21 protein-coding genes are annotated in these 19,041 nt (G+C 73.1%); 14 read left to right on the plus strand and 7 right to left on the minus strand.

Going from position 1 to position 19,041, the window contains the following annotated elements; genetic code table 11:
- Positions 1-13 precede the first annotated feature (13 nt).
- From JOF41_RS07045 to JOF41_RS07060, 4 genes are all read left to right on the plus strand, one after another.
- A complete protein-coding gene (locus JOF41_RS07045; protein ID WP_209617223.1) occupies positions 14-481 on the plus strand; it encodes a GNAT family N-acetyltransferase in 468 nt (155 codons plus the stop codon).
- Positions 482-638: 157 nt separating this feature from the next.
- Positions 639-1,130, plus strand: coding sequence for a LuxR C-terminal-related transcriptional regulator (locus tag JOF41_RS07050; protein WP_229796074.1), 492 nt, complete (start codon positions 639-641; stop codon positions 1,128-1,130).
- Between the two features lie 93 nt (positions 1,131-1,223).
- Positions 1,224-2,453 carry an ABC transporter substrate-binding protein gene (locus JOF41_RS07055; protein ID WP_189225849.1) on the plus strand — a complete coding sequence of 410 codons (1,230 nt, stop codon included), beginning with the start codon at positions 1,224-1,226 and terminating at the stop codon, positions 2,451-2,453.
- 48 nt (positions 2,454-2,501) lie between these two features.
- Positions 2,502-2,948: an SRPBCC family protein gene (locus tag JOF41_RS07060; RefSeq protein WP_189225850.1), complete on the plus strand. Its 447-nt coding sequence runs from the start codon at positions 2,502-2,504 to the stop codon at positions 2,946-2,948.
- Between the two features lie 120 nt (positions 2,949-3,068).
- On the opposite strand, the gene JOF41_RS07065 is transcribed toward JOF41_RS07060, so the two are convergent.
- Together JOF41_RS07065 and JOF41_RS07070 are read right to left on the minus strand one after the other, a co-directional pair.
- Positions 3,069-4,649 (minus strand): phytoene desaturase family protein, encoded by a 1,581-nt coding sequence (locus JOF41_RS07065; RefSeq protein ID WP_189225851.1) that lies wholly within the window; start codon positions 4,647-4,649, stop codon positions 3,069-3,071.
- The gene (locus tag JOF41_RS07070; protein ID WP_209617227.1) at positions 4,646-5,677 is read right to left on the minus strand and encodes an NAD-dependent epimerase/dehydratase family protein; all 1,032 of its coding nucleotides are present in this window, start codon (positions 5,675-5,677) and stop codon (positions 4,646-4,648) included. The genes JOF41_RS07065 and JOF41_RS07070 overlap by 4 nt, the downstream gene beginning before the upstream one ends.
- A 68-nt stretch (positions 5,678-5,745) precedes the next feature.
- On the opposite strand from JOF41_RS07070, the gene JOF41_RS07075 reads away from it, so the two are divergent.
- The 5 genes from JOF41_RS07075 to JOF41_RS07095 all read left to right on the plus strand — a co-directional run bounded on the left by JOF41_RS07075 (position 5,746) and on the right by JOF41_RS07095 (position 11,053).
- A complete protein-coding gene (locus JOF41_RS07075) occupies positions 5,746-8,046 on the plus strand; it encodes a Tex family protein (protein WP_209617230.1) in 2,301 nt (766 codons plus the stop codon).
- A gap of 150 nt (positions 8,047-8,196) precedes the next feature.
- The gene (locus JOF41_RS07080; RefSeq protein ID WP_209617233.1) at positions 8,197-8,979 is read left to right on the plus strand and encodes a lipase family alpha/beta hydrolase; all 783 of its coding nucleotides are present in this window, start codon (positions 8,197-8,199) and stop codon (positions 8,977-8,979) included.
- 114 nt (positions 8,980-9,093) lie between these two features.
- Positions 9,094-10,026 (plus strand): hypothetical protein, encoded by a 933-nt coding sequence (locus JOF41_RS07085; RefSeq protein ID WP_209617236.1) that lies wholly within the window; start codon positions 9,094-9,096, stop codon positions 10,024-10,026.
- A gap of 50 nt (positions 10,027-10,076) precedes the next feature.
- Positions 10,077-10,838, plus strand: a complete 762-nt coding sequence (locus JOF41_RS07090) for an enoyl-CoA hydratase-related protein (RefSeq protein ID WP_209617239.1) — start codon at positions 10,077-10,079, stop codon at positions 10,836-10,838.
- Positions 10,839-10,894: 56 nt separating this feature from the next.
- The gene (locus tag JOF41_RS07095; RefSeq protein ID WP_209617242.1) at positions 10,895-11,053 is read left to right on the plus strand and encodes a hypothetical protein; all 159 of its coding nucleotides are present in this window, start codon (positions 10,895-10,897) and stop codon (positions 11,051-11,053) included.
- A 5-nt stretch (positions 11,054-11,058) separates the two neighbouring features.
- Here the strand turns inward: JOF41_RS07095 and JOF41_RS07100 are convergent, their stop codons facing one another.
- The 3 genes from JOF41_RS07100 to JOF41_RS07110 are packed head-to-tail and all read right to left on the minus strand — an operon-like array spanning position 11,059 to position 12,052.
- Positions 11,059-11,337, minus strand: a complete 279-nt coding sequence (locus JOF41_RS07100) for a DUF4235 domain-containing protein (protein ID WP_229796075.1) — start codon at positions 11,335-11,337, stop codon at positions 11,059-11,061.
- A complete protein-coding gene (locus JOF41_RS07105) occupies positions 11,334-11,651 on the minus strand; it encodes a DUF3618 domain-containing protein (RefSeq protein ID WP_209617244.1) in 318 nt (105 codons plus the stop codon). The genes JOF41_RS07100 and JOF41_RS07105 overlap by 4 nt, the downstream gene beginning before the upstream one ends.
- Positions 11,648-12,052, minus strand: a complete 405-nt coding sequence (locus tag JOF41_RS07110; RefSeq protein WP_189225859.1) for a phage holin family protein — start codon at positions 12,050-12,052, stop codon at positions 11,648-11,650. Before JOF41_RS07110 ends, JOF41_RS07105 begins: the two co-directional genes overlap by 4 nt.
- A 94-nt stretch (positions 12,053-12,146) precedes the next feature.
- Between JOF41_RS07110 and JOF41_RS07115 the strand changes: the two genes are divergently transcribed.
- Positions 12,147-13,076: a YihY/virulence factor BrkB family protein gene (locus JOF41_RS07115; RefSeq protein WP_209617247.1), complete on the plus strand. Its 930-nt coding sequence runs from the start codon at positions 12,147-12,149 to the stop codon at positions 13,074-13,076.
- 76 nt (positions 13,077-13,152) lie between these two features.
- Here the strand turns inward: JOF41_RS07115 and trxA are convergent, their stop codons facing one another.
- Complete coding sequence (gene trxA, locus JOF41_RS07120; RefSeq protein WP_189225861.1) at positions 13,153-13,527, minus strand: thioredoxin; 375 nt, start codon at positions 13,525-13,527, stop codon at positions 13,153-13,155.
- A gap of 139 nt (positions 13,528-13,666) precedes the next feature.
- Here trxA and JOF41_RS07125 point away from each other — a divergent pair, with 139 nt between their 5' ends.
- Genes JOF41_RS07125 through JOF41_RS07140 form a run of 4 tightly spaced genes read left to right on the plus strand, consistent with a single transcriptional unit; the run spans position 13,667 to position 17,860 of the window.
- Positions 13,667-14,596, plus strand: coding sequence for an ABC transporter substrate-binding protein (locus JOF41_RS07125; RefSeq protein ID WP_372448472.1), 930 nt, complete (start codon positions 13,667-13,669; stop codon positions 14,594-14,596).
- Positions 14,586-15,401: an amino acid ABC transporter permease gene (locus tag JOF41_RS07130; RefSeq protein ID WP_189225863.1), complete on the plus strand. Its 816-nt coding sequence runs from the start codon at positions 14,586-14,588 to the stop codon at positions 15,399-15,401. The genes JOF41_RS07125 and JOF41_RS07130 overlap by 11 nt, the downstream gene beginning before the upstream one ends.
- Positions 15,398-16,156: an amino acid ABC transporter ATP-binding protein gene (locus JOF41_RS07135; protein WP_189225864.1), complete on the plus strand. Its 759-nt coding sequence runs from the start codon at positions 15,398-15,400 to the stop codon at positions 16,154-16,156. Before JOF41_RS07130 ends, JOF41_RS07135 begins: the two co-directional genes overlap by 4 nt.
- A 6-nt stretch (positions 16,157-16,162) precedes the next feature.
- Positions 16,163-17,860 carry an aminotransferase class V-fold PLP-dependent enzyme gene (locus tag JOF41_RS07140; protein WP_189225935.1) on the plus strand — a complete coding sequence of 566 codons (1,698 nt, stop codon included), beginning with the start codon at positions 16,163-16,165 and terminating at the stop codon, positions 17,858-17,860.
- Positions 17,861-17,958: 98 nt separating this feature from the next.
- On the opposite strand, the gene srmL is transcribed toward JOF41_RS07140, so the two are convergent.
- Positions 17,959-18,978 (minus strand): PheS-related mystery ligase SrmL, encoded by a 1,020-nt coding sequence (gene srmL, locus JOF41_RS07145; RefSeq protein ID WP_307867284.1) that lies wholly within the window; start codon positions 18,976-18,978, stop codon positions 17,959-17,961.
- Between the last annotated feature and the right edge of the window lie 63 nt (positions 18,979-19,041).

Raw genomic sequence — 19,041 nt, forward strand, 5'->3', positions numbered from 1 at the left:
CGATGATCCGCCGATGACCACGTGGACCGTTCAACGAGTGCCGCACGACGGCGCGATCGCCACCGCGCTGGTGCGGCGCTACCTGACCGACATCATCGGCCGCTACTACGGCCGCCCGGCCACCGAGGCGGAAGTGGACCTGGCCATCGCCGAGGACCCCACCGACGACCTGGTGGGCTTCTTCGTCGCCAGTTGGGGCGGGACGCCTCGCGGGTGCGCGGGGTTCCGCCTGGCGCGTCCGGGAGTGGTCGAGTTGAAGCGGCTGTTCGTCGACCCGGCGGTGCGCGGTCGGGGCGGCGGGGCGGTGCTGCTGGCGGAGGTGGAGCGGGCCGCCGCGGCGCTGGGCGCGACGGCGGTGCGCCTGGACACCCGGCACGACCTGGTGGAGGCCCGCGCCCTGTACGCCCGGCAGGGCTACCGCGAGGTGCCCGCCTTCAACGACGCCCGCTACGCCGAGCACTGGTTCGAAAAGCGGCTATAGGGTCCATTAGGGTTCAGTATATCAGCTGTGATCTGTCTCACTTGACAGGTTTCGGGTGTCCCAGTTGAGTAATGACGAAAAGTCGGGCCGCGGATATGAAATGGGGATCAGTCCAGTGGCTTTCGCTGTTGAGTTGACATTTCGCGATGCGCGCCAAGTGCGCAGATCGATTCACCTGGCGCACCGTGAATACTGGCGGCCGCTGGCCGAGCAGGGAGTGCTCGTGGGCACCGGGCCGTGGGCCGACGGGTCCGGAGTGCTGCTGGTGTGCCAGGTGCCGGACGAGGCGGCGGCACGCGACCTGGTGCGCGGCGACCCGTACGTGCGCTCGCAGTCGGTAGCCGAGGTGCGCATCCGGCAGTGGCACGTGCTGCTCGGGCTGCCCGACCACGAGCGGGTGCCGTCCCTGGTGCGGCCCCGCGACGGGCGGGGCGCGGAGTCGCGGCCGCGCGAGGCGCTGACCCCGCACGAGCACCGGATCGCGCTGATGATGCTGGAGGGCATGACCAACCGCCAGATCGCCGAGCACTTCTCGGTCTCCACCCGCGCGATCGAGCTGCACATCACCAGGATCTACCGCAAGCTCGACATCGGCCGCCGCGCGCAGCTGGCCGCGGCGATGCCCTGGGGGCAGCGCTCGTACCTCTAGCGCGGCGGTGTGCCGCCGCTCACAGGATTAGGTTTTCCGAGGGGCGCGCCGAATACTCCTACCGGCCAGTGGCTACGACGGTAGGAGTATTCGGTGCGTGCTTTCGCCCTAGTCCTGACCGCCGCCGCGGTGCTCGCGAGCGGGTGCTCCTCCCCGGCAGGCGACGATGCGCGGGTCGAGGCCGGGCCGGGCGTCGGCCAGGACAGCATCGCCCTCGGCGTGCTCACGGACATGACCGGCCCGTTCTCCACCTCGGCGAAGCTCCGGATCACCGCCTACGAGCTGTTCCTGGAGCAGTTGAACGCTCGCGGCGGCGTGTGCGGACGCGAGGTCGAACTGCGCACCGCCGACCACGGCTACGACGTGAACCGGGCGCTGGAGGGCTTCTTCCGCCTCGAACCCGAGGTGCTCGGGTTCATCGACATCACCGGCGCGCCGATGACCGAGGCGCTGGAACCGGAGATCCTGCAGACCCGCGTGTTGGCCGCGCCCGCGTCGTGGTCGGCCAGCCTGCTGGGCAACCCGCACATGATGGTCGTCGGCACCACCTACGACCTCGACGTCATCAACGGCATGGACCACCTGCGCGCCAACGGCGTCATCCGCGACGGCGACACCATCGGGCACATCCACGTCGACAGCGACTACGGCGACAACGGGCTGGAGGGCAGCCAGTTCGCCGCGCAGCAGTGGGGGATGCGGCTGGTGACCAAGTCGGTCGCCGAGACCGACACCGACCTGGCCGAGGAGGTCGCCCAGCTCAGGGCCGCAGGCGCGAAGGCGGTCCTGCTCAGCACCGCGCCGACGCAGACCGCGGTCGCCGTCGGCGTCGCCGCGCAACTGGGCTGGCAGGTGCCGTTCATGGTCAACGCGGTGGGCTACGACCCGCAGATGCTCGACACGCCCGCCGCGCCTGCGGTGCTCAAGCAGGTGCTGGTCGTCTCGCCGATCGCGCCGTTCGCCACCGACCAGCCCGGCCCGCGCGCGGTCGCCGAGGCGTTCGGCAAGGCCCACCCGGACCTGGTGCCCAGCGCGTTCGTGGACCACGGCTACGCCACCGCCACGGCGTTCGCGACCGTGCTGGAGAAGGCTTGCCAGGCCGGTGACCTGACCCGCGACGGGGTGCTGCGCGCCTTCCAGGACACCGCGTCGGTCGACACCGGCGGGTTGACCGGTCCGCTGCGCTTCTCACTGGCGGGCAGGCCCTCCAGCACGCAGTCCTACGTGGCCAGGCCCTCCCGCGACGTGCCCGGCGGGCTGGAGGTGGTGGCGGAGCTGTTCGAGTCCGAGCTGGTGCCGCTCAAGGGCACCCGCGCCCGGTAGTCCCGCCCGGTAGTTTTCGGGCTGGTGACGTGGGGAAACCCGCTGACCATGAGCGACGTCAGCCTGCACGTGCCCGCGCCAGCCGACCAGGTCTTCGCCGTTCTGGCCGACGGGTGGTCCTACGCAGGGTGGGTGGTCGGCGCGTCGCACATCCGCCAGGTGGACTCGACGTGGCCCGCGGTGGGGGCGCGCATCCACCACAGCATCGGGGCGTGGCCGGTGCAGGTGGAGGACGTCTCGACGGTGCGCGCGGTGGAGCCCGAGCGGCTGCTGGAGCTGGAGGCGGGCATGTGGCCGCTGGGGGCGGCCGTGGTGCGGCTGGAGCTGACCGAGGACCCCGGCGGGACGGGGACCACGGTGCGGATGGTGGAAGAGGTCATCAAGGGACCGCTGTCGGTGCTGCCGGAGCCCGTGCAGGCGCTGTTCCTGGCCCCGCGCAACAAGGAGGCGCTGCGCAGGCTCGCCGACCTGGCCGTGCGGCGGGAAGGCGGCTGATCCCGCGAGTCGCGTGTTCGGGCACCGCGAACCGAGCGTTCTCGGTGCCCGAACCGAGCTTCCGGGTAGTAGTTACCGGCCCTCATGAGTGCGGCGGGTAGTACTTGCAGGCGTCATGGGTCAGCGGTAGAGGGCGCGGTGCAGGGACTGGACGGTGAGGCGGTACGCCTCGCCCGCCAGGCCGTTGCGGGCCAGCGCGGCGCGCGCGGCGTTGGCCCCCGGCGCGCCGTGCACGCCCCCGCCGGGGTGGGCCGAGGCGCCCGCCAGGTAGAGCCGGTCGACGGGGGTGTCCGGGCGGCCCAACCCCGGCACCGGCCGGAAGACCAGCTGCTGGTGGATGCCCGCGGTGCCGGAGTTGGTCGACCCCGCCACCAGGGCGCGGTTGCGCTCCTGCAGCTCCTGCGGCCCGTGCACGGCCCTGGCCAGGATCGAGGCCCGGAAGCCGGGCGCGTGCTGCTCGATCACCTGCTCCATCCGGTCCGCACGCCTGCGCAGCCGGTCGGCGGTCCACGTCTCGCCCCTGGGCACGTGGGTGTAGGCCCACGCGGACTCGGTGCCCTCCGGTGAGCGGGTCGGGTCGGCGGTGGTCATCTGCCCCATGATCAGGAACGGCGTGCGCGGCAGCCGCCCGCAGGCGATCTCGGTGTTGAACGCGGCCAGCCCGTTGAGGTCCCCGCCCACGTGCACGGTCCCCGCGCCGCGCGCTTCCGGCGCGGTCCACGGGATCGGCTTCGACAGCGCCCAGTCCACCTTGATCGTCGCGTCGTCCCACTCGAACTTGGCCAGGTCCGACCGGAACCGCGCGGGCAGGTGCTCCTCCCCGACCATGTCCAGGTACAGCGACGGCGCGGGCACGTCGGCGAGCACGGCCTTGCGCGCCCGCACGAACCCGCCCGCCGCGTCCCGCACGCCCAGCGCCCGGCCGCCCGCCACGACGATCCGCGCCACCGGCCGCCCGCACTGCACCACCCCGCCCAGCCGCCGCACCAGGGCCTCGGCCAGCACGCCCGCGCCGCCCTCGGGCACCGGGTAGCCGACGTCCTGCCCCAGCATGGTCAGCAGCCAGCCGAACGCGGTCCCGCCCGCCTGGTCCGGCCCCAGGTCGGTGTGCATCGCGTTGCCCGCCAGCAGCACCCGCGCGCCCTCGCCCGCGAACCGGTCGTCACCGTAGGCCCGCACCGACTGCACGAACGTCCGCGCGAACCGCAGCGCGTCCGCCGCGCCCAGCGCCCGCAGCAGCCGGGCGCCCGCCCGCACCGGCGGGAACGGCCGCAGCAGCGCGTCCAGCAGGTCGTCGCGAATCCGCTGCCACAGCGCGAACTCCTCCTGCCAGACCTCGCCGTCGCCCGCGCCGAAGGAGTCCAGCGACGCCGCCGTGCGGTCCACGTCCCGCGACAGCAGCACCGCCCGGTCGTCGGGCAGCACGTGCGCCAGCACCTCGGGCGCGTGCCGCCAGCGCAGCCCGTGCCGCTCCAGGTCCAGCCCGGCCAGCACCGGCGAGCCCGCGCCCAGCGGGTAGAACGCGCTGAACACGTCGTTGCGGAACCCCGGCGCGGTCAGCTCCTCGGTGCGCACCGCGCCACCGGGCCGGTCGGCGGCCTCCAGCACCGCCACGTCCCAACCGGCGTCGGCGAGCAGGTTCGCCGCCACCAGCCCGTTGGGCCCCGCCCCGACCACCACCGCGTCGACGGTCTCGCTCACCGGTCTCCTCCCTGGTCCTGGCGGGCCGGGCGACCCCAGCCCAGCCTGCGCCACCGCCGCGCGCCACCCGGCGCGAGCGGTCCCCACGTGCCACGCCCCGCCGCCAGCGCCTCGACGAACTCCTCCAGCGCCGCGCGGGCGTCGTGGCGGGGAGCCCATCCCAGCGCGCGCAGCCGCCCGGTGTCCACCAGCGCGGCGCGGTCGGCCAGGCGCAGCCAGCCGGGGTGCAGCGGCTGCAGACCCACCCGCCAGGTCGGCCAGGCCACCGCGTGCGCCAGCGGCAGCGGCACCGGCACCCGGAACCCGCCGAACGCCCGCGCCAGTTCGTCGGCGTCGAGCACCGGCTCCGAGGCCACGTTGAACGCGCCCACCGCCCGCTCGCGCAGGATCAGCGCGATCGCCCGCGCCACGTCCTGGGCGTGCACCAGCTGCAGCCGCAGTCCGGACCACAGCGGCACCGGCAGCCACCACCGGCCCGCCAGCGAGGTGGGCAGCAGCGGGCTCATGGTCCACCGCTCCACCTCCCCGGCCGCGTCCGGCTGGACCACCGCGCACGGCCGCACCCGTGCCACGTTCGGGTGATCTTGGAGCATCCGCTCCAGCTCGGCCTTCTGCTCGCTGTACGCGCTGCCGGTCACCCCGCCGCACGGCCAGTCCTCGCCCACCCGCTCCCAGCGGCGTCCGGGGGAGTAGGCGGCCACCGACGAGGCGACCACCACGTGCGGCACCCCGGCGCGCTCGGCCGCGCGCAGCACGCGGGCGCTGCCGTCGATGTTGGTGCGCCGCATGGCGGGCTCGTCGGTGCCCGGCTGGATCGCCCACGCCAAGTGCACCACCGCGTCCACCCCGGTGAAAGTCCTGGTCAGCAGATCTTCGGCGGTCGGGTCGCCGAGGTCGCAGCGCACCCAGTGGCCGCTGGCGGGCACCCGCCGGGCGATGCCGACGACGCGGGTGCCCGAACGCGCGCCGAGCACCCGGCGCAGGGCCGTGCCCACGTTGCCGCTGGCACCGGTGACGACGACCTCCATGCCGGTGCTGTACCCCGTTCGGAGCCGGGCAACCACCGGCCGCGCGCCACCGGGCACAATGACCGGCTGTGACGACAGCCATTCACCAGAGGATCGCCGACGAGCTCGGCGTGCGGGCGGGCCAGGTGACCGCCGCCGTCGAGCTGCTCGACGGCGGCGCGACCGTGCCGTTCATCGCCCGCTACCGCAAGGAGGCGACGGGCGCGCTGGACGACGCCCAGCTGCGCTCGCTGGAGGAGCGGCTGGGCTACCTGCGCGAGCTGGAGGACCGCCGCGCCGCGGTGCTGGACTCGATCCGCTCGCAGGGCAAGCTGGACGACGCGCTGGAGGCGCAGATCCTCGCCGCCGAGTCCAAGGCGCGGCTGGAGGACCTGTACCTGCCCTACAAGCCCAAGCGGCGCACCAAGGCGCAGATCGCCCGCGAGCAGGGCCTGGAGCCGCTGGCCGACGGCCTGCTCGCCGACCCGACCCGCAACCCGCAGGAGTTCGCGCGGCAGTTCCTCACCGCCGAGGTCGCCGACCCCGCCGCCGCGCTGCAGGGCGCGCGGGCGATCCTGGTCGAGCGCTTCGGCGAGGACGGCGACCTGATCGGCGAGCTGCGCGAGCGGATGTGGGCGCAGGGCCGGATGACCTCCAAGGTCCGCGAGGGCAAGGAGGCCGACGGCGCCAAGTTCGCCGACTACTTCGACTTCTCCGAGCCGTTCACCAAGCTGCCCTCCCACCGCATCCTGGCGCTGTTCCGCGGGGAGAAGGAGGAGGTGCTCGACCTCGCGCTGGAGCCGGAGCAGGCCCCCGAGACCGGGCCCAGCGGCTACGAGGTGGCCATCGCCGCCAAGTTCGGCATCGACGACCGGGGCCGCCCGGCCGACAAGTGGCTCACCGACACCGTGCGCTGGGCGTGGCGCACCCGCATCCTGGTCCACCTCGGCATCGACCTGCGCGGCAGGCTGCGCCAGTTCGCCGAGGACGAGGCCGTGCGGGTGTTCGCCTCCAACCTGCGCGACCTGCTGCTGGCCGCGCCCGCGGGCACCCGCGCCACGATGGGCCTGGACCCCGGCTTCCGCACCGGCGTCAAGGTGGCCGTGGTCGACGCGACCGGCAAGGTCGTGGACACCGACACGATCTACCCGCACGTGCCCGCCAACCGGTGGGACGAGTCGATCGCCAAGCTCGCGGCGCTGGCGAAGCGGCACTCCGTCGAGCTGATCGCCATCGGCAACGGCACCGCCTCGCGGGAGACCGACAAGCTCGCGGGCGACCTGCTCAAGCGCCACCCCGAGCTCAAGCTGACCAAGGTCGTGGTGTCCGAGGCGGGCGCGTCGGTGTACTCGGCCTCCGCGTTCGCCTCCGCCGAGCTGCCCGGCCTGGACGTGTCGCTGCGCGGCGCGGTGTCCATCGCCCGCCGCCTGCAGGACCCGCTGGCCGAGCTGGTCAAGATCGACCCCAAGTCCATCGGGGTCGGCCAGTACCAGCACGACCTGTCCGAGTCCAAGCTCTCCCGCTCGCTGGACGCGGTGGTCGAGGACTGCGTCAACGCCGTGGGCGTGGACCTCAACACCGCCTCCGCGCCGCTGCTGACCCGCGTCTCGGGCATCACCGCGGGGCTGGCGGAGAACATCGTGCAGCACCGCGACACCCACGGCCCGTTCCGCAGCCGCAAGGCGCTCAAGGACGTGCCGCGCCTGGGCCCCAAGGCGTTCGAGCAGTGCGCGGGCTTCCTGCGCATCCCCAACGGCGACGACCCGCTGGACGCCTCCGCCGTGCACCCCGAGGCCTACCCGGTGGTGCGGCGCATCCAGCAGCGCGCGGGCGACCAGCCGCTGATCGGCAACACCGCGGTGCTCAAGAAGCTGCGGCCGGAGGAGTTCGTCGACGACACCTTCGGCCTGCCGACGGTCACCGACATCCTGCGCGAGCTGGAGAAGCCCGGCCGCGACCCGCGACCGGCGTTCAAGACCGCCACCTTCGCCGACGGCGTGGAGAAGATCGCCGACCTCAAGCCCGGCATGGTGCTGGAGGGCGTGGTCACCAACGTGGCCGCGTTCGGCGCGTTCGTCGACATCGGCGTGCACCAGGACGGCCTGGTGCACATCTCCGCGCTGTCCAACACCTACGTCAAGGACCCGCGCGACGTGGTCAAGTCCGGCGACGTGGTGCGGGTGAAGGTGCTGGAGGTCGACATCCCGCGCAAGCGGATCGGCCTGACCCTGCGGTTGCAGGACGAGCCGGGCCGCAAGCCCAAGGAGCAGCAGCGCGGCGGTGGCGGCGGCAACGGCAAGCCGCGCCAGCAGCAGCGCCCGCAGCGCCAGGAGCGGCCGCCGGTCAACGGCGCGATGGCCGAGGCGCTGCGGCGCGCGGGCCTGAGCTGACCGCTCGCCGTGGCGCGGTCCGACGGGACCGCGCCACGGCGTCGGCCTGCCCCGAAGTGGTGCGCGATCGAGACGCGCCGGTGCTGGCGCGGTCGCCGGGCGGCGAACACCATGGAGGCCGGTGGCTCGACGGCGAGTCGGGGGGTGGCCATGTCGGAGCAGCCGTGCACCCGAGCGGAGCCGGACGCGGTGCCGCCGCCCGGACTCCTGTGGTACCTCACCGAGCCGACCCGCGCCGTGGTGGACATCGGTCAGTACACCGCCGCCCGGCGGCTGCTGCGCGCCGCGCCCAGCGGTGACGGTCACACCGTGCTGGTGCTGCCCGGCCTGGGCACCACCGACAGCGCCACCGCCGTGCTGCGCGGGTTCCTCGCGGGCTTGGGCTACGACGTGCACGGCTGGGGACTGGGGCGCAACATCGGTCCCTCCGTCCGGGTCGTCGAGGGGCTGAGGCTGCTGCTGCTGTCCCTGGCGCGCGAGGGGAAGGTCAGCCTGGTCGGGTGGAGCCTGGGCGGGGTCTTCGCCCGCGAGCTGGCCCGCCAGTACCCCGACCTGGTGCGGCAGGTGATCACGCTGGGCAGCCCGTACGCCATGCGCGACCTGCGGCAGACCCGCGTCAACCCGGTCTACCAGCTGCTGGCCCGGTTCTACGTGGCGGGCGCGGGCCTGCCGCCGCCCGAGCACACCCGACCGCCGTTCCCGGTGGCCGCCACGTCGGTGTACTCCCGCTCCGACGGCATCGTGGCGTGGCGGACCTGCGTCGAGGAACCCGCGCCGCCGCGCGAGAACGTGGCCGTGGCGTCGAGCCACCTCGGTTACGGCTACAACGCCACCGTGCTGTGGGTGATCGCCGACCGGCTGGCCCAGCGGCACGGCCGCTGGCGGCCGTTCGCCCCGCCGCCCGGCATGGCGCGCATGTTCCCCGCTGCCTGACGCGGCGGGGAAAGATCACCTGAACCGCCCCTTGTGTTGGCCGGTGGTTCACCCCAGGGTTCCGGGCGGCCCGTTCGCTCCACGGCGGGCACCCCCGATCCCGAGAGGTGGAGCATGATCCCTGCACGCACAGCGGTCGCCGCCCTGTCCGCGGCCGTCGCGCTCTCCGCTGCCCTCGTCCACCCCGCGCACGCGGTCTCCGACGCCGAGCTGGCGCTGCGCTGGGCGCCGATCCACTACCAGGACACCGACTCCTCCGACTACGACGCCGACTACTTGTCCACAGTGGACTTCGACGGCGACTGGGACACCGCCAACAACTGGGAGGCGCAGGACGACTCGCCGTCCCGGCTCACCGGCGCGGCGTACTACTCGGTGGTCGAGACCTCGACGCACTGGTTCGTCGTCTACAGCTTCTACCACCCGCGCGACTGGGAGGACTCGCCGGACCCGTTCGAGCTGCACACCCACGAGAACGACATGGAGGGCGTGCTCGCGGTCGTCCGCAAGGACGGCTCGACCCACGGCAGGTTGGAGGGGGTGATCACGGTGGCGCACAGCGACTTCTACTCCTACGTGCCCGCGGGCAGCACCTTCACCGGTGGTCGGGAGAGCGTCGACGGCACCCTGCGGTTGCAGGACCAGCGGCCGACCACCCGGCAGGAGGCCAAGGGGCACGGGCTGTACGCGTGGAACGGCGCGGAATTCCCCGGCGGTGACGGCGTCGTGTACCACCCCGGCACCTCGGCCGAGGTGCCCTCCGGCGGCAACGACCGGTCGGTGGCCTACCGGCTGGTGGACACCTTCGCCCCCGGCGGGCTGTGGGCGCGGCGGTCCGACCCGGCGACCTTCGCCGGGTGGGGCACCTTCCGCGGCGACAACGGCAAGGACAACGCCGCCAACACCGCGTGGGGCTGGGACGACGCCAATGACGGCAGCGACCTGCCGCGCGGGCTGCTCGCCACCGACCCCGCCTACCTGGCGTCGGTGTACTTCGCCAACCGAGGCGAGTTCAGCCTGACCTACACGCGCAACGCCTACCGGTGACCACGCGCCCGGTGGCGTCCGCGCGACGCCACCGGGATTACCCTCCGGCAATGACGTTGAGGCTCGACCTGTCCGGACCGGTGGCCGTGCTGACCATCGACCGCCCCGCCAAGCGCAACGCGCTGAGCTTCGAGATGTGGTCCGCCCTGCCCGGCCTGCTCAAGCGCGTCCAGGACGACGACGCGGTGCGCGTGCTGGTCGTCCGGGGCGGCGAGCACTTCTCCGCGGGCGCGGACATCAGCGAGTTCGCCACGCTGCGCCGCGGCGCGGAGGGGGCGGCCCGCTACGGCGAGGCGGTGCACAACGGCGAACGCGCCATCGTCGAGCTGGGCAAGCCCACGATCGCGGCGGTCGCCGGGTTCTGCGTCGGCGGCGGCTGCGAGATCGCGCTGGCCTGCGACCTGAGGGTGGCCGCCGACAACGCCCGGTTCGGCATCACCCCAGCCAAGCTGGGCATCGTCTACAGCCTGACCTCCACCAAGCAGCTGGTGGACGTGGTCGGACCGGCCTGGGCCAAGCAGATCCTGTTCAGCGGGGAGCTCGTCGACGCCGCCACCGCGCTGCGCATCGGGCTGGTGAACGAGGTCGTCGCCGCGGGGCAGCTGGAGGCGCGGGTCGCCGAGCTGGCGTCCACCATCGCCTCGCGGGCGCAGGTGAGCGTGCGGGGCGCGAAGCGGATCGTCGCCCGGATCATGGGCGGCCAGTCCGAGGAGGACGACGCCGTTCGGGCGCTCTACGACGAGGCCGCGCACAGCGCCGAGTACGCCGAAGGCGTCGCGGCGTTCCTGGAGAAGCGCCCGCCCCGCTTCTGAAGCGGCTCACCCGATTCCCGCGTTCGGGCCGCGGACATCCGGGGTATCAGGGCGGCATGAGCGAATCAGCCGAACCCCGCATCAACCCCGATCCGCCGTACGCCCCCGGCACGCCGCAGCCGCCCGACCTCGACGTGGACGTGGAGCAGTTCCTCGACGAGGACGAGCGGCGGCGGCACGAGTCGGAGGAGCCGGGCGAGGAGCCGACTTCCTGATCGACCTAGTCGACGTCGTCGGTGTCGCCCGGCCACTCGCCGGTGAGCTTGTCGTAACCGGTGGCGCCGCCCCGGTCGATCGCGGCCTTCACCAGGCCGAAGATCGCGCCCTGGACGGTCGCCGCCAGCAGGACCTCGCCCCACCCGCGATCCCGCTGGGTCGCGGTGGGGGCCACCTTGTCGCCGGTGATCAGCTTCCACACCTGCCGGAACACCGCGCTGGCGGCGAGCCCGCCCAGCACGCTGAACAGCATCCCGATGGGCCGGTAGAGCAGCTTGTTCACGCCCGCCTCCCCCTGGTCAGCTGCCACAGCACCAGCAGCAGCGCCACCAGGCCCGCCACCAGCGCCGCCGGGTGGCGGCGGACCGGCGGCGGCAGCGCCCCGGCGGCCTGGCCCGCCACCGCGGTGGCCTTCTCCTTCACCTGCTGTCCCCTCTGCTTCACCTGTTCCACCCGTTCGTGGGCGTTCTCCTTCACCCTCGCGGGTACATCGACCTTGTGCACCAGCGCCTCGACGGTGTCGCCGAGCTCCTGCCGGGTCAGCTCGATGTCGGCCCGCAGCACGTCGGGGTCGTCGGGCAGGTCCCTGCCGCTCATCGGTGCGCCCTCTCGCTCACAGCGGAGATGTCCCGCTTCACGCCTTCGATGGCCTCTTCGGGGATCGGCGGGGTGCCCTTGCGGACCTGCGAGCGGCCCACCAGCGCCAGCACCCCGGCGAGGGCGAACACGCCCGCCGCCACCACGAACGCGGCCAGCCAGGCGGGCAGCACCGTGGCCAGCACCAGCACCAGCCCCGCGATCAGCGACATCACGCCGAACCAGGCCAACACGCCCGCCCCGCCGAGCAGGCCCGCGCCAGCGCCCACGCGCTTGCCCTTGCTGCGCAGCTCCGCGGCGGCGAGCCGGATCTCCTCCCGCGCCAACCTGCTGACCTGCTCGGACAGCTGGCTGACCAGCTGGGCTGTGGACGGGTCGCGGTCACCGACGGCATGGCTCATGGCCCTCTCCTTCCCTGGTGCCACCTCGACTACCCGGAGCGGGGACTGGTCAACCACCGGGTGTACCGGTCGTGAAGTGGGGAAACCGGGGCACATGCCGCACGCACCCGACACACCCGTGAAGCTGCCCAAGCGGTCCTGGTGGGCCGTGCTCAAGAGGACCGTCAAGGAGTTCCAGGACGACAACCTCACCGACTGGGCCGCCGCGCTGACCTACTACGCCGTCCTGTCGCTGTTCCCCGGCATCCTGCTGCTGACCTCGCTGCTGGGGCTGCTCGGCCCGCAGGCCACGCAGTCCCTGGTGGACAGCCTGCAGGCGCTGGGACCGGGTGGGGGCAAGGACATCCTGATCGGGGCGATCCAGAACCTGCAGGGCTCCGACGCCTCCAGCGTGCTGGCCGTGGTCGGCCTGGTGACCGCCCTGTGGTCGGCCTCGGGCTACATCGGGGCGTTCGTGCGGGCGGCCAACTCGATGTACGACGTCGAGGAGGGCAGGCCGTGGTGGAAGGTGATCCCGCTGCGGCTGGGCCTGACCCTGGCGGTGGTGGTGCTGCTGGCCGTGGTGGCCCTGGGGGTGACGTTGACCGGCGGCGCGGCGGACTGGCTGGGCAACCTGGTGGGGTTGGGGCCGCAGTTCGTGACGGTGTGGGACATCGCCAAGTGGCCGGTGCTGTTCCTGCTGGCCAGCGCGGCGATCGGGCTGCTGTACTGGGCCTCGCCCAACGTGCGGCAGCCCAGCTTCCTGTGGATCACGCCGGGCGGGCTGCTGGCCGTGCTGTTCTGGGTGCTGGCGACGTTCGGGTTCGGCCTCTACGTGGCCAACTTCTCGTCCTACAACAAGACCTACGGCTCGCTGGCGGGCGTGATCATCTTCCTGGTGTGGCTGTGGATCTCGAACGTGGTGCTGCTGCTGGGTGCGGAGCTGGACGCCGAGCTGGAGCGCGGCAGGCGGATGGCCTCCGGGGAGTCGAACGGGGACGACCCGGTGGCCCCGCCGCGCGACACCCGCGCCATGGACGACTGAGCTTCCGGAACACGAGCCCCCGGAACAGCACGCGGGCGGGCACCCGGATGGGTGCCCGCCCGCGTGGCGTCCGGGGTCAGGCCTGCTGGTCGGCCTGCTGCTCGGCGACCTGCTTGCGCACCTCGTCCATGTCGACCTCGCGGGCCTGCTGGATCAGGTCCTCCAGCGCCGACTCGGGCAGCGCGCCGGGCTGGGCGTAGAGCACCACGCCGTCGCGGACGATCATCAGCGTGGGGATGGACCGCACCTGGAACGCCGCCGCGAGCTGCTGCTGGTCCTCGGTGTCGACCTTGCCGAAGACGATGTCCGTGTGCTTCTCGGCCGCCTTGTCGTAGACCGGGGCGAACTGGCGGCACGGGCCGCACCAGGACGCCCAGAAGTCGACCAGGACCATGTCGGAGCCGCCGACCACCTCGTCGAAGTTCTCCGTGGTCAGCTCGACCGTGGCCATAGGTCCTCCTCATGACTCGACTGGGGGTCACCCCCCGGTTACCCCCTCCAACGATACGGACACCGCCACCATTCCCTTCAACAAACTATGGACGTGTTCAACAAATAGTTGTAGCTTCCTGGCGACCCGACGCCAGGAGGTGCCCGTGCTCATCCGCCGGACCGCAGTCACCGCCCTCGTCCTGGGCGCGCTCGTCGCGTGCGGGGCGCAGACCGACTCCCCGCCCGACCAGGGACAGGCCGACGACCTGCCCGCCACTGCCCAGATCCTGCAGGCCGTGACCAAGGACGACGCCCTGGCCGCGCGGCTGCCCGCCGCCGTCGCGCAGGCGGGCACCCTCAAGGTCGGCTCGAACATCCAGAACCCGCCGAACAACTTCTACGCCGCCGACGGCACGACCCCCGTCGGCTCCGAGGTGGACCTGATCAAGGCGGTGGGCGCGAAGCTCGGCCTGCGCGTCGAGCACCAGGACATGGCGTTCAGCTCGCTGATCACCAGCCTGCAGGCGGGCCGCATCGACGTGACCATGGCCGCGATGAACGACACCGCCGAGCGGCAGCGGCAGATCGACTTCGTCGACTACTTCACCTCCGGCATCACGATCATGGTGCAGAAGGGCAACCCCTCGGGCGTCAAGGGGCCCGACGACCTGTGCGGCAAGGCCGTCGCGGTGAACCTGGGCACCAGCCAGGAGGCCTTCGCCAAGGAGCAGAGCGGCAAGTGCGCCCAGGCGGGCAGGGGCGAGGTCACCGTCACCTCGACCGACAGCGACACGCAGAACCAGAACCAGTTGCGCACCGGGCGCGTCGCGGCCATCCTCAACGACCTGCCCACCGCCGTCTACGTCGCCAAGACCGCGGGTGGCGGCGAGTTCTTCGAGGTCGTGCCGGGCACCCCGATCAACGGCGGCCCGTACGGCATCGGCGTCAACAAGAACACCCCGGAGCTGGCCGCCGCCGTCCAGCAGGCGCTGCAGGCCCTGGTCGACGACGGCACCTACGGCAAGATCCTCGACGCGTGGGGCGTCTCCCAGGGCGCGGTCGCGAAGGTGACCCTCAATGGCCGGTGACGAACTCGCGGTGGTCCCCCTGCGGCACTGGGGCCGCTGGGTCGGCGGCGCGGTCATCCTGGCCCTGCTGGGCGCGCTCGGGTACGCGCTGGCCGGGGCGAAGATCGACTACGCGGCGGTGCCGGGCTTCTTCACCCACGACATCATGCTGCGCGGCCTGCTCAACACCGTCGTGCTCGCGGTGGTCGCCCAGCTCGGCGCGATCGTGCTGGGCGTGGGCATCGCGCTGCTGCGCCGCTCGGCCAACCCGGTCGCGCGGTGGTTCGCCGCGGGCTACGTGTGGCTGTTCCGCGGCCTGCCGGTGCTGCTGCAGATCCTGCTGTGGTTCAACCTGGCGCTGGTGTTCGAGAACATCTCGATCCCGCTGCTGTTCCAGGAGAAGACCAACGTCCTGATCACCGCGTTCGTCGCCGCCCTGCTGGGCCTGGGGCTCAACGAGAGCGCCTACATGGCCGAGATCGTGCGCGCGGGCCTGAACAGCGTGGACCACGGCCAGGTCGAGGCCGCCAAGGCGATCGGCATGACGCCCGCGACCACGCTGCGCCGGGTGGTGCTGCCGCAGGCCATGCGGGTGATCATCCCGCCGACCGGCAACAACTTCATCAACATGCTCAAGGGCACCTCGATGGCCTCGGTGATCGGCTTCCTGGAGCTGGTCCACGCGGCCAACAACATCGCCTCGCGCAACCTGCAGATCATGGAGACGCTGCTGGCCGCCGCGGCGTGGTACATGGTCGTGGTCAGCGTGGCCAGCGTCGGCCAGCACTTCCTGGAACGCGCTTACGGCAAGGGGGTGGCGCGATGAGCCTGGTGCGCGCGGTCGGCGTGCGCAAGCGCTTCGGGGGCACCGAGGTGCTGCGCGGCGTCGACCTGGAGGTGGCGCAGGGTCAGGTGGTGTGCCTGCTCGGGCCCTCCGGCGCGGGCAAGTCCACCTTCCTGCGCTGCGTCAACCACCTGGAGACCATCGACGAGGGCCGGATCTGGGTGGACGGCCAGCCGGTCGGGTTCGTCGAGCGCGGCGGCAAGCTGCACGAACTGCGCGAGCGGGACGTGGCCAGGCAGCGCCGCGGCATCGGCATGGTGTTCCAGCGGTTCAACCTGTTCCCGCACCGCACGGCGCTGGAGAACGTGGTCGAGGGGCCGGTGCGGGTGCTGGGCGAGCCCAAGCGGGAGGCGGCCGGGCGGGCGCGGGCGCTGCTGGAGCGGGTCGGCCTGGCCGAGAAGGCGGACGCCTACCCGCACCAGCTCTCCGGCGGCCAGCAGCAGCGCGTGGCCATCGCCCGCGCGCTGGCCATGCGGCCCAAGCTGATGCTGTTCGACGAGCCGACCTCCGCGCTGGACCCGGAGCTGGTGGGGGAGGTGCTGGAGGTGATGGTCGACCTGGCCCGCGAGGGCATGACCATGATCGTGGTCACCCACGAGATCGGCTTCGCCAGGCAGGTCGCCGACGAGGTGGTGTTCCTCGTCGACGGCGCGGTGGTCGAGTCCGGCCCGCCCGCGCGGGTGCTGGAGAATCCGCGCGAACAACGCACGCGGCAGTTCCTCTCGAAGGTGCTCTAGGTGGTCATGCGCATCCCCTCGTCCTACCTCGTCGGGTTCCACGAGCCGGAGGGCTACCTGGACTTCGGCCGGTTCGGGCCGCCCTCCCACGCCGTGGTGGACACCTCCACCCGGCTGCTGGAGCTGTCCGCCGCCGCAGGGCCGTCCACAGTGGACGACCTGATGCGGCAGGAGCTGCGCGCCAGGGCCGCCGCCGCGCGGCTGTGCGGCGGCGACACCGACCACGTGGTGCTGCTGCCCAACACCAGCACCGGCCTGTTCCAGGCCGCGCTGGGGATCACCGGCGAGGTCGTCGTCTCGCGCGCGGAGTTCCCCGCCAACACCTACCCGTGGGTGCGCGCGGGCCGGGCCGGGGTGAACTGGCTGCCGCCCGGCCCGGTCACCCCGGAGGCGGTGCGCGCCGCGCTGACCAGGGGGACCACCGCGGTCTCGGTGAGCGCGGTGGACTTCCGCACCGGCTACCGCGCCGACCTCGCCGCGCTGCGCGAGGTCGTGGGCGACCGGCTGCTGGTGGTGGACGGCATCCAGGGCTTCGGCGTGGTGGACGAGCCGTGGGAGGTCGCCGACGTGCTCGTGGTCGGCGGCCAGAAGTGGCTGCGCGCGGGCTGGTCCACCGGGTTCATGGCGCTGTCGGACCGGGCGCTGGAGCGGCTGGACCCGGTGCTGTCGGGGTGGACCGGCGCGCTGGACGCGGGCCTGTTCGACGACGACGTGCACCCGGTGGCCGAGGGCGCGGCGGCGTGGTCGATCACCAACCTCAGCCCGATCGCGGCGGGCGCGCTGGCCACCGCCCTGGAGCTGGTGGAGCTGGGCGGCGTGCCCGCGATCGGGCAGCGGATCGCCCAGCGGCTCGACGAGCTGACCGAGGTCGTCCGCTCGGCGGGCGGCGAGGTCGTCTCGGCCACCGACCGGCGCGCGGGCATCCTGGCGTTCACCCTGCCCGAGCACCCGGCGTCGGTGGTGGGCGCGGCGCTGGTGGAGGCGGGCGTCACCGCCACGGTGCGGCCCGAGCACGTCCGGCTCACCCCGCACGCCTCGACCACCGACGCCACGGTGGCCCGGTTCGCCGAGGCGCTGCGCGGCCTGCGCCGACCCGCCCCGGCCCCGCCCGCGAGCGACGTGCTCGCCGCGCTCGTCCCCACCGTGAACAGCCTCGCCGACGCGCTCGGACCGGGCACCGAGGTGGTGCTGCACGACCTGGCCAAGCTGCCCAACTCCATCGTGGCCATCGCGGGCGACCTGACCGGCCGCGGCGTCGGCGGCCCGATGACCGACCTGCTGCTGGGCCTGGTGCGCCGCGGCACCACGCAGGACCTCGCCGGGTACGAGACCTACGCCCCCGACGGCCGGGTGATCCGGTCGTCCACGGTGTTCCTGCGCGACTCGCGCGGCGTGGCCGTGGGCTGCCTGTGCGTCAACAGCGACCCCCGGCCCGACGCGCAGGCGGCCGAGCGGCCCCCGGTGTCGGCGGTGGAGGCGTTCCCCGGCGACGTGGACACCCTCCAGCGGCTGCTGGTGGAGCGCGCGGTGGACGCGGTCGGGGTGCCGGTGGAGCTGATGAAGAAGTCGCACAAGTCGCAGGTGGTGCGGGTGCTCGACGAGGCGGGCCTGTTCCTCATCCGGGACTCGGTGGACTACCTGGCGGGGGTCCTCGGCGTCACCCGCTACACCATCTACAACTACCTCAACGAGATCAGGTCCTGACCACGCAGGCAAGTACCACCCGACGTGGCCGAGCGGGCCGGTGACCACTACCCGTGGTGGCGTTCGAGCCCGCCCGCCGCCCGCGAACCCGTCCGGGATCAGCCGCCCTCGTGCACCGCCGCATAGGCCGCGTCACGGGCGGCGTTGGCCTCCTCGTCGGTCAACGTCCGGGTCGGGTGGCGCAGGACCAGCCGCAGCAGCGCGTTCACCTGCCCCGGCCGCGCCCCCAGCCGGGCGACGGCCGCGGGTGGCAGGTCGGCCACCGGCGTCCTGCCCAGCACTTCGACCTCCTCCACCAGGTCGCCCAGCACGCCCCGCAGCACGTCGCCGATGGTCTCCGCGTCCGCCTGCGCCGACACCGCCACCGAGATGTCGCGGGTGATCGGCGGATGCCTCGACACCGGCCGGTAGGGCGCCAGGTCCAGCATCTGCGCGGCCACCCTCGGCTCCTCCGAGCGCAGCAGCCGGATGTCCGGGACGCCCTTGCGCAGCATCAGCAGCCGGTCCAGCCCCGCGCCCAGCGCCAGGCCGCGCACGTCGTCGGCCAAACCGGCGCGCCGCAGCACGTGCCGGGCCACCAGGCCGCACTCGGCCACCTCCAGCCACTGCCCGTCCACCAGCACGTCGACCTGGCGGCCCCGCTCGGTGTAGGGGTGGCGGGCCGGGACCGCGCGGTGCCGGGCGCCGGGGAGGACGCCGACCACGGCCTCGACCAGCTCGTCCAGGTCGGCCCGGTGACGGGAGATCCGCCACAGGTCGAGCTGGTGCGGCGTGCCGGTGTGCACCCGGTCCACCGCGTCACGGCGGTAGACCACGCCGACGCACGCCAGCAGCACGTCGTCCCAGCCGGGTTCGGCGGCCAGCGCCCGCAGCGCGGGCGGCGCCATCGCGCTGGTGTGGCTGCGCAGCACCCGGCCGGGACCGGTGTAGCGGGTGTACCGGGCGTCGCGGGTCACCGCGTCCGGCGGATAGCCCAGGTTGGTGTAGTTGTCCTCGACGCCGACCTCCGGATCGGCCCGGAGCACGCGCGGCTCGACGGGCAGGGCGGTCAGGATCTCGTCCAGCAGCAGCTGCATCGCGTGCGGCCCCTGGGCGGGGTCGCTGAGGTCTCGCGGCACGGTCGGTTCCCCTTCGGAAGTGGTGGGCGGCTGGGAATCCCCCGAGCCGGTCCGCCACCGGGG

The sequence above is a fragment of the Saccharothrix coeruleofusca genome (assembly GCF_017876325.1).
GTDB lineage: Bacteria > Actinomycetota > Actinomycetes > Mycobacteriales > Pseudonocardiaceae > Actinosynnema > Actinosynnema coeruleofuscum.